The organism is Aeromonas sp. 603404 (genome assembly GCF_049171775.1).
Taxonomy (GTDB): Bacteria; Pseudomonadota; Gammaproteobacteria; order Enterobacterales; family Aeromonadaceae; genus Aeromonas; species Aeromonas veronii_A.
This window is the reverse complement of the sequence record NZ_JAAKPE010000016.1, coordinates 105309-114832: the sequence shown is the minus strand read 5'-3', so window position 1 is coordinate 114832 and position 9524 is coordinate 105309. Positions and strand designations below refer to the sequence as shown.

The 9524-nt window shown below is 58.9% G+C and carries 11 protein-coding genes and 1 tRNA gene; 5 read left to right on the top strand and 7 right to left on the bottom strand.

Annotation, left to right across the window (positions count from 1 at the left end):
- Position 1: 1 nt before the first annotated feature.
- Positions 2–74: transfer RNA gene (locus G5306_RS18295), tRNA-Gly, on the bottom strand.
- Between the two features lie 178 nt (positions 75–252).
- Positions 253–798 carry an oligoribonuclease gene (gene orn / locus G5306_RS18290; RefSeq protein WP_216980192.1) on the bottom strand — a complete coding sequence of 182 codons (546 nt, stop codon included), beginning with the start codon at positions 796–798 and terminating at the stop codon, positions 253–255.
- 91 nt (positions 799–889) lie between these two features.
- Between orn and rsgA the strand changes: the two genes are divergently transcribed.
- The 5 genes from rsgA to G5306_RS18265 are packed head-to-tail and all read left to right on the top strand — an operon-like array spanning position 890 to position 3723.
- Positions 890–1924 (top strand): small ribosomal subunit biogenesis GTPase RsgA, encoded by a 1035-nt coding sequence (rsgA, locus tag G5306_RS18285; protein ID WP_421313384.1) that lies wholly within the window; start codon positions 890–892, stop codon positions 1922–1924.
- 28 nt (positions 1925–1952) lie between these two features.
- Positions 1953–2825, top strand: coding sequence for an archaetidylserine decarboxylase (gene asd / locus G5306_RS18280; RefSeq protein ID WP_064341070.1), 873 nt, complete (start codon positions 1953–1955; stop codon positions 2823–2825).
- Positions 2822–3091, top strand: coding sequence for a VF530 family DNA-binding protein (locus tag G5306_RS18275; protein WP_005349372.1), 270 nt, complete (start codon positions 2822–2824; stop codon positions 3089–3091). Before asd ends, G5306_RS18275 begins: the two co-directional genes overlap by 4 nt.
- A complete protein-coding gene (locus G5306_RS18270) occupies positions 3081–3332 on the top strand; it encodes a DUF2960 domain-containing protein (protein WP_421313382.1) in 252 nt (83 codons plus the stop codon). The genes G5306_RS18275 and G5306_RS18270 overlap by 11 nt, the downstream gene beginning before the upstream one ends.
- Position 3333: 1 nt before the next feature.
- Complete coding sequence (locus G5306_RS18265; protein ID WP_421313380.1) at positions 3334–3723, top strand: hypothetical protein; 390 nt, start codon at positions 3334–3336, stop codon at positions 3721–3723.
- Between the two features lie 97 nt (positions 3724–3820).
- On the opposite strand, the gene G5306_RS18260 is transcribed toward G5306_RS18265, so the two are convergent.
- The 5 genes from G5306_RS18260 to gpt form a co-directional block, all read right to left on the bottom strand.
- Complete coding sequence (locus G5306_RS18260; protein WP_421313378.1) at positions 3821–5074, bottom strand: glutamate-5-semialdehyde dehydrogenase; 1254 nt, start codon at positions 5072–5074, stop codon at positions 3821–3823.
- A 34-nt stretch (positions 5075–5108) separates the two neighbouring features.
- Positions 5109–6212, bottom strand: coding sequence for a glutamate 5-kinase (proB, locus tag G5306_RS18255; RefSeq protein WP_005338991.1), 1104 nt, complete (start codon positions 6210–6212; stop codon positions 5109–5111).
- Positions 6213–6356: 144 nt separating this feature from the next.
- Positions 6357–6749, bottom strand: coding sequence for a sigma factor-binding protein Crl (gene crl, locus G5306_RS18250; RefSeq protein ID WP_216952944.1), 393 nt, complete (start codon positions 6747–6749; stop codon positions 6357–6359).
- 59 nt (positions 6750–6808) lie between these two features.
- The gene (gene frsA, locus G5306_RS18245; RefSeq protein ID WP_421313376.1) at positions 6809–8077 is read right to left on the bottom strand and encodes an esterase FrsA; all 1269 of its coding nucleotides are present in this window, start codon (positions 8075–8077) and stop codon (positions 6809–6811) included.
- 172 nt (positions 8078–8249) lie between these two features.
- Positions 8250–8717, bottom strand: a complete 468-nt coding sequence (gene gpt / locus G5306_RS18240) for a xanthine phosphoribosyltransferase (RefSeq protein WP_231719514.1) — start codon at positions 8715–8717, stop codon at positions 8250–8252.
- Positions 8718–9524 lie beyond the last annotated feature (807 nt).

Below are 9524 nucleotides of genomic sequence, written 5' to 3'. Positions count from 1 at the left end.
GAGCGGGAAACGAGACTCGAACTCGCGACCCCGACCTTGGCAAGGTCGTGCTCTACCAACTGAGCTATTCCCGCAACTACCTTAAAACAGGCCGTACAGCATTTGGTTGCTTGCGCTACTGTACGGGAGCCGAATTATAAGAGCAGTCATTCCAATTGCAAGGGCTTTTTTGTCTGGTTGCGCGCGTTCGCTCAAAAGCTGGCCGAACTGTCGATTTTAGCAGCCAGCGCATGACAAACCCTTGCCGGGGAATCAGATCTTGAAGACGTGGCTGCGATAGAACTGCAGCTCGGCGATGGATTCGCGGATGTCGTCCAGCGCCTGGTGGGTGCCGCTCTTCTTGAACTGATCCAGCAACTCCGGCTGCCAGCGGCGTACCAGCTCCTTGATGGTGCTGACGTCGACGTTGCGGTAGTGGAAGAAGGCTTCCAGATCAGCCATGTGCTTGACCATGAAGCGGCGATCCTGACCGATGCTGTTGCCGCACAGCGGGCTGGTGCGCTCCGGCACCCACTGGCGAATGAACGCGAGGGTCTCGGCAACGGCTTTCGCCTCGTCATGCTGGCTCGCCTTGACCCGGGCCACCAGACCACTGTTGGTATGGGTGTTGACGTTCCACTCGTCCATCTTGGCCAGCTCTTCGTCGCTCTGGTGAATGGCGATGACCGGCCCTTCGGCCAGCACGTTCAGGTCCTTGTCGGTGACTATGGTGGCAATCTCCAGTACCACGTTCTCTTCGGGGTCGAGACCCGTCATCTCCATGTCGATCCATACCAGGTTCTGCGCGCTGACTGTCATGATTACTCTCTCTGTTGGGAGGAATGGCGGAATTTTGCCAATTTGCATGTATCATACTGGCTTTGGATCTGTTCATAAACTGGCGAATCGAGTGGCAAAGAAAGCAAAACTCAATCTGGGTCAACAAAGACGCGTCCAGGCCAACCGCGAGCGTCGGCTGCAAAAAGAGCACACCACAGAGGTGGATGACACCCTGTTTGGCCCGGCCATCGAAGGGGTGGTGATCAGCCGTTTCGGTCAACACGCGGACGTGGAAGCGAGCGATGGCACCATCCACCGCAGCAACCTGCGGCGCAGCAGCATCAGCAGTCTGGTCTGTGGCGACAAGGTGGTGTGGCGTCCCGGCCTCAATGCCGCGACAGCGGGCGTCATCGAGGCGGTGCATCCGCGCCACTCGGTACTGACCCGGCCGGACTTCTACGACGGGGTCAAACCCATCGCCGCCAACATCGACCAGATCATCATCGTCTCGGCGGTGATGCCCGAGTTCTCCACCAACATCGTCGACCGCTATCTGGTGGCCGCCGAGGATGTGGAGATCCGCCCCCTCATCGTGCTGAACAAGGTCGACATGCTCGATGATGCCGCCAGAGCGCGCATCGAGAGCCAGCTCGAAACCTATCGCAAACTCAATTACGAAGTGCTGCTGGTGAGCTGCGAGAGCGGCGAAGGGCTCGATGAGCTGAAAGCCGCACTGACCGACAAGATCAGCATCTTCGTCGGCCAGTCCGGGGTCGGCAAGTCGTCCCTCACCAATGCCCTGATGCCGGGGCTGGATGTGCTCACCGGCGAGATCTCCGAGAACTCGGGGCTCGGCCAGCACACCACCACCACGGCGCGGCTCTACCACTTCCCGAGCGGTGGCGATCTCATCGACTCCCCCGGGATCCGCGAGTTCGCCCTCTGGCATCTGGAGGCCGACCGCATCACCTGGTGCTTCGTCGAATTCCGCGACTATCTGGGTGGCTGCAAGTTCCGCGACTGTACCCACAAGGACGATCCCGGCTGTGCCCTGCGCGCCGCGGTCGACGCGGGCGCCATCAGCGCTGATCGCTTCCACAACTATCACCGCATCCTGGAAACCATGCAGGAAACCCGTCACGGTCGCCAACAGGCGCGCCTGTGACCCTAATAAACCTACGTTGATGATGAACATGAGCATTACTGACAACCTGAAAATTGCCGGTCAATACTGTCTGCCCAAGCACGCCCTCTCCCGTCTGATCGGCAAATTTGCCGCTGCCGAAGCGGGCAACATCACCACCAAAGTGATCGAGGCTTTTATCAAGCAGTACAAGGTCGACATGAGCGAGGCGCTGCACGAGAGCCCGGCCCACTACAAGAGCTTCAACGAGTTCTTCACCCGCGAGCTCAAGCCCGGTATCCGCCCCGTGGTAGAAGATGCCATGACTCTGGCGCTGCCGGTGGATGGTACCGTCAGCCAGCTCGGCCCCATCCAGCAGGGTCGCATCATTCAGGCCAAGGGCCACGACTACAGCGCCCGCGAGCTGCTGGGCGGTTATGAGGATCTGGTGGCACCGTTCAAGGATGGCGACTTCGCCACCATCTACCTGGCGCCCAAGGATTATCACCGCATCCACATGCCGCTGGACGGCGTACTGGAGAGCATGGTGTTCGTGCCGGGGGATCTCTTCTCCGTCAACCCGCTCACCGCCGAGAACGTGCCCAACCTGTTTGCCCGCAACGAGCGGGTGGTCGCCACCTTCCGCACTCCGCACGGCCCCATGGCGCTGGTGCTGGTCGGTGCCACTATCGTGGCCAGCATCGAAACCATCTGGGCCGGCAACATTGCGCCGACCAAAGAGAAGAAGGTGGTGCGCTGGGACTACACCGGCGACGAGGCCATCACCCTGCAAAAAGGCGCCGAGATGGGGCTGTTCAAGCTGGGCAGTACTGTCGTCTGCCTGTTTGGTCCGGGCATGCTGGCCGGTTTCGAGCCCCATCTGGCCAACGGGGTCACCACCCGCATGGGTCAGCCCTTTGCCAAGCTGGCGGAGCAGGCATGAGCGAGCAACCGAACGCCTCGCAGAAGAACAACCCGCTGCACGGGCTGACGCTGGAGGCCATCGTCACCGCGCTGGTCGAGCACTATGGCTGGGAAGAGCTGGGGCAGCAGATCAATATCCGCTGCTTCACCGATAATCCCAGCATCAAGTCCAGCCTGAAGTTCTTGCGCAAGACCCCCTGGGCTCGGGAGAAGGTCGAAAGCCTCTACCTCTACGTCCAGCGCAAGCAAGCCAAATCGAAGAAGGAAGGGCAAGATGGCCTTTAAGATTACGTACACCTATAAAAAACAGGCCAAAGAGCTCGGCTATGCCAACGACAAGTTCCGCAGCATCTACGACGCCATCGCCGCAGCCGAAGGGCTGGATCTCTCCAGTTTTCACGCCATGGAGGCCCAGCTGGCTCAGGTTTGTCGCCGCGACAAGAAAAGCGTGAAGGATTATCAGGAGAACTACTTCAAAGAGTTGGGATTCTCCAACATCGTCATCGAACGGGATCTGCAGGAGTAACATGCGCACATTGACTCTGATGGCCGCCTCTCTGCTGCTGGCGGCATGCAGTACACCGGAACAACATCTGGTGGGCGGCGATCGCGACAGCCACGGCTGTATCGGCAGTGCGGGCTATCAGTGGTCAGCGCTGACTGGCAAATGTGTGCGCCTGTTTGAAGAGGGTATCCGGCTCAATCCAACCGATGCCAGCCAGACCAGCAGCGCCTTCGTGCTGTTCAACGCCGATCAGACGCAGGCCGAACTGCATCTGCCAAGCGGCGAGCTGCTTGCGCTGACCCGTCAGGGTGCGGAGGGCAACTGGTCGTGGCAGGGCAGCGGCTACACCCTCTTTATCTGGAAGGGTTATGTGCTCAAGCAAGGTGACAAGGCGCTCTGTCACGGGGAATAACCCCGAGGAATAGCGCACGGCGTGGTATCGGTGCGATGCACGCGAACAAAAATGCCGACCCTGTGGTCGGCATTTTTGTTTTTGCAACAGCCTGTTATCAGGCTCGGCTGAGGTAATCGGCCTGCCCTACCCACTTGTAGCTGGTGAGCTCGGTCAGCCCCATGGGGCCGCGAGCGTGCAGCATCTGGGTCGAGACCGCCACCTCGGCCCCCAAACCAAACTGGCCACCATCAGTGAAACGGGTGGAGGCGTTGACATAGACCGCCGCCGAACCGGCCCCATTGACGAAACGCTCGGCATTGCCCAGATCATTGGTCAGGATGGCATCGGAGTGGCCGGCGTTGTGCTCGCGCATATGGGCCAGCGCCTCGTTCACATCCGCCACCAACTTGACCCCCAGGGTCAGCCCGAGCCACTCGGTATCGAAATCCTCCGGCCCCGCCTCGCACAGGTTGTCGGCGCCCGCCAGCAGCGTCATGGCGTTGGCCGCGCCGACCAGCGTCACCTTGCGCTCGTTCATCAGAGCGACCAGCTGCGGCAGGAAAGTCGAAGCGACTTTCTCGTGTACCAACAGGGTATCGAGGGCGTTGCAGGCGGAGGGGCGCTGCACCTTGGCGTTGTCGATAACCGCCAGAGAGCGCACCAGATCGGCACTCTCGTCGACGAAGATGTGGCTGATGCCGAAACCGCCGATGATGACCGGAATCGAGCTGTTCTCCTTGCACATCTTGTGCAGGCCGGCACCGCCACGGGGGATGATCATGTCCACATAGCGGTCGAGGCGCAGTAGCTCGGCCACCAGCGCCCGATCCGGGTTGTCGATGTACTGCACCGCCGCCTCGGGCAGGCCGGAAGCCGCCAAGGCATGCTGGATCACCCGCACCAGCTCCAGATTGGAGTGGAAGGTCTCGCGCCCGCCACGCAATATGCTGGCGTTGCCGGTCTTGAGGCAGAGGCTGGCGATGTCGATGGTGACGTTGGGGCGCGCCTCGTAGATGACGCCGATAACCCCGATGGGCACCCGACGACGGGAGAGCCGCAGGCCATTTTCCAGCACCCGGCTATCCATTTCGGCGCCGACCGGATCGTCCAGCGTGATCACTTTGCGCACATCTGCCACGATACCGGCCAGCCGGGCCGGATTAAGCAGCAGGCGATCCAGCATAGCTTCTGACAAGCCCGCCTCACGGCCGGCGGCGATATCTTTCGCATTGGCGGCGAGGATCTGCTCGCTGCGCGCCTCCAGCTCGTCGGCGATGGCGGCCAGCGCCCGATTCTTCTGCGCCGTGCTGATGGTAGCCAGCTGATAGGCGGCTTCACGGGCCGCCTGCCCCATTTTCTCCAGACTCATCTCAGTTCCCTTTGTTCATGCCGTGCCGCCTTGATTAGAGCAGCACCATGTCGTCTCGATGGATGGCCACAGAGCCGTAGCCATAGCCCAATACCTGTTCAATCTGATCAGAGTGGACGCCGCGCAGCTTATCCAGCTCCAGATGATCGTAACGGCAGATGCCACGGGCCAGCTCGGCGCCCTTGGGATCAAGAATGCGCACCACATCGCCCCGAATAAAGTCGCCCTTGACGGCGACAATCCCCTTGGGCAGCAGGCTGGAGCCTTTATCCTTCATGGCGGCGACAGCCCCCTGATCCACATGCACTTCGCCGTGAGGGGGCGGGCCTGCCAGGATCCAGCTCTTGCGCCCTTCCAGCGGGGAGGCCAGCGCCGGGAACAGGGTGCCAATACGCTCGCCCTTGGCAAGACGGCCGATCACCTCCGGCATCTGGCCAGTCGCGATCACCACGTTGACACCAGCTCGACGGGCCACATCGGCGGCCTGCAGCTTGGTGGCCATGCCGCCGGTGCCGAGGCCGCTGACACTGTCACCCGCCAGCGAGCGCAGGGTATCATCGATAGTCTGCACCTCTTCAATAAGCTGGGCATCGGGATTGGTGCGCGGATCGGCGGTAAAGAGCCCCTTCTGATCTGTCAGCAGGATCAGCAGATCCGCATCCGCCAGAATGGCGGCCCGCGCGGAGAGGTTGTCGTTGTCGCCGACCTTGATCTCGGCAGTCGCCACCGCATCGTTTTCGTTGATGACCGGAATAATGCGGTGATCGAGCAAGGTGCGCATGGTGTCGCGGGCGTTGAGGTAGCGCTCCCGATCTTCCAGATCGGCGCGGGTCAGCAGCATCTGGCCGATATGCAGACCGTAGAGGTTGAACAGATCCTGCCATACCCGAATAAGCTGGGTCTGACCAACCGCCGCCAGCATCTGCTTGTTGGGAAGGGTTGGCGCCAGTGGCGGGTGACCCAGATGTTCACGCCCGGCGGCGATAGCTCCTGATGTGACAACCACGACCCGATGGCCGTGACGGTGCAAGGCCGCACACTGTCTGACCAGCTCGACCATATGGGCACGATTGAGCTGGGAAGACCCCCCTGTGAGCACGCTGGTGCCCAACTTGACGACTATGGTTCTGTTTTCCATGGGAGCATAAAGGCTAAAAAATAAGGAATATCTTTATACCCACGGCCATGGGGCCCTGCAAGGCAATTCCATAAAGGGTGATGAAAGGATGGGGCAAGAGTCTCCCTGCGAGCTCGTCACAACCTCTCGCAGGGCATCAGAGGCTCAGGCAGCCGTTACACTCAACTCGTTGGTCACCTGTTCGGCAGGCACTAGCTGACACTCGAGCGAGGCCAGTTTGTCACTGATCAATTTGTAGAAACGGTTGAGGGTCCGTTCCACCTCGACCTGGTGCTTCTTGGGGATCGGCTTGTCGAGCCACTCGCCATCGGCATTGTACAATCCGAACTGGTAATGGTAGCGGAACAGATGATCCTCCTGCTCCAGCACCAGCCACCAACCCCAGAACTCCCGCTTGTCTGGCGCCGGTTTGGCACTGACACAAACGGAAAGACTGTCGAAACGGTAACGCCCCTCTTCACAGAGATCCTCACGCAAATAGGGGCCAATGGCAGCAAACTGTCTCAGCAGTCGCTTGTAAGTCACTCTTTCAGACATGTTAACCTCCCTGTTAAACAAGCCGCGCCACCTCGGGATGGCGTCAGTCCTTCAGCGCATCAGATACATAGATGCTGTTTCAGCCACTCGACGATTTCGTCCAGCGCCTTGTCATACACCTCAAGCAAGGGCTGCTTGTCGAAGACGATGGCCTTGCCGTTACGACTGGCCGCCGCCAATGCCCGTACATCCTGCTCGGGACAGATGAAATCTCGTTTGTGTCCAATACTCAATATCGGCACAGAGGTGCGAGTCCCCAGTAATCCCTGCGTTTTCAGTGAAAATACCTGACACTTGGTACGCATGGTATCCCAATGAGCCGCATCAGCGCCCAACCGGTTGGCCAGGCTGTCCCGCATCATGCGCGGACACTTGGCAAACAGCTCCTGATTGGTAAACACCTGATTGACACCGGCGCCGACACAGACCACGGTGCGCAGCTTAAAGGGTTCGATAAAGGCCAGTCTGGCTGCGATATTACCCGCCAGACGCATTCCCACCATAGCGATACGCTGATGATCGACCCAGGCCACTTCGGAGAGATAGTGCAGCACAGCCTGATGAAGGCGGCTGGTATCCTGTACCAATGGCCAATGCTCGGCATAGCCGATGCCCGGCATGTCGAGGGAGAGCATACCGATGCCGTTGGGCTCGAGTCGCTTGAGATAGAAGTTGAGGAAATCGAGCTGCAGAGAGTCGATCCCCCCGCTGATGATCACCAGAGGCACCGGTTTGTCGGTGGTCGGCAGGTGGAGATAACCCTGAATATGCTTGCCGCGAAAGGGCACCTGGATCTCTTTGAGCGGCACCTTGAACAACCGGCCCGCCTCGCGATAGGCCATATTGCCAAGCAGCTGGGCCTGATCCGCCAGTTCATCATCCTTGAGATGGGGGTAGCTGGCGATGGAATAGTAGCGCACCGCCTTGAGCAGCTGTTTCAAGGCGCCAGCTGCATCCCCCTGCTCACGCAGTTCGCGCCCAAGCTTGAAGTAGTTACCAGCCACCTGGCTCCACTCATAGATCCAGTTGCCAGGCACATAGCCCTTGATGGTATCGAGATAGCAGTCATGGGTGCGTTCACCGGTCGCCATGGCGATGCGGGCCAGAGTCTGCTCAACCTCGACCGGGTCGGCCCCCTGCCAGGCCCAGGAGGGGCGGCGCAGCAGGCGATACCAGCTCTTTGACATGGAGCCGTCGATAAACATCTCGTCTGACTCTGCTTCGGCAATGTCCGCCGGGCTGGAGTTGGAGATCTCGGAAGTTTCCAGCACCTTCTTGACCCGGGTAAACAGCTTTTCGGTCAGATTGAGGTCGTCGTTCAAGTCCAAGATTGTGTCCTATTCATATCAGGCAATAGCTCATCTTAACCACTTTTACTGCCCATCAGCCACCCTGCAACAGATTGATACACAAAAAAACAGGGCTCCATCAAGGAGCCCTGTGAAACCATTCTTGCCGCGTGCGGCCAATTGACGCTCTGAACGTCACATCCCGATCCCGTTACTTTTCGTCGCAGATCGGTGTGGCGAACTCCAGCGCCATATCCCACGGTTGCTCGATCCAGGTGTCCTGCGGGATGGCAACTTCGAAATCATCCAGCAGCGGCTCACCCATCGGCTTGGCAAAAATGGCGATGAACTTGGCTTTCGGGTAGAGATCACGGATGGCCTTGGCAGTTGTGCCGGTGTCCACCAGATCTTCCACTACCAACCAGCCTTCGCCGTCACCGGCAGTGGTCGCACCCTTGACAACCACCAGCTCGCGCTGGTTGTCATGGTCATAGCTGGAGATGCAGAGGGTCTCTACGTTGCGGATGCCGAGTTCACGGGCCATCAGGGCTGCGGGTACCAGACCGCCGCGGCTGACCGCGATGATCCCTTTCCACTGGTTGGCAGGCAGTTGACGACGAGCCAGACGGCGAGCTTCACGTTGCAGGTTGTCCCACGACACATAAAACTTTTTCGGCATATTATCGATCTCGAATAGTTGTACAAAAACAATCACTTAAAATAATGGCATCCGAAAGTATCCCCTCGAATGCCAATAAATGGCGGCTCTTGTCCGGCTGAATTCAGATTGCACTTGTTCTGCCTGAGGGATGACCTCGGCAGCAAATCTGATAGCAGTGGAAGCAAGATGGACATATCCGGCGCTTGGGTCGATAAGAGTGCCAAAACCGCGGACAGGCTGTTGGGCCGATATGATAGCACCCTTTGCAGAGAAAATGCCTGGCAAACGTATGCCAAATTCAGGAAAAATTGGCCTCTTCATCTTCAAATGACCCAGCCAGAGAGTCGAATGGCCAATCTTGCGCCCCTCTCGTCAGCGACAATTGGCGCTCTTCGGCAAACGACAGATAAAAAAATAGCAGGGGGAGGATTTACCTCGCGCACCTGCTGCTTTGTTGTCTGCACCCAATCGGGTGACTTGCCCCTCAGGACAAGCTCGTCTTAGCGACGGCTGACGAAGGGGTTAGGGTAGCTGAACCCCTGGGTATAGAGAGATGGGGCGAACCAATAGGTAGAGTTGCTGCCTGGCATCTTGAATCTCCTGATTGCTTAACAAGTTACGTACCTTTATGCGGGCTCAAATCCTTGAACGAACACTCGGTTCCATGGAGGCGCACTTGCTTTGCTTCGGTTCCCTGGAGGCTTTCATCGTCATCCTGACGGGTGGCGAACCACGGGAGCTAATTTACCAGCCGGCACCGTAAATTCAATCTTTTTGTGAAGCCCGTCACATAAATTTCGTTTCTGCCAAACAGTGTCACCCGAG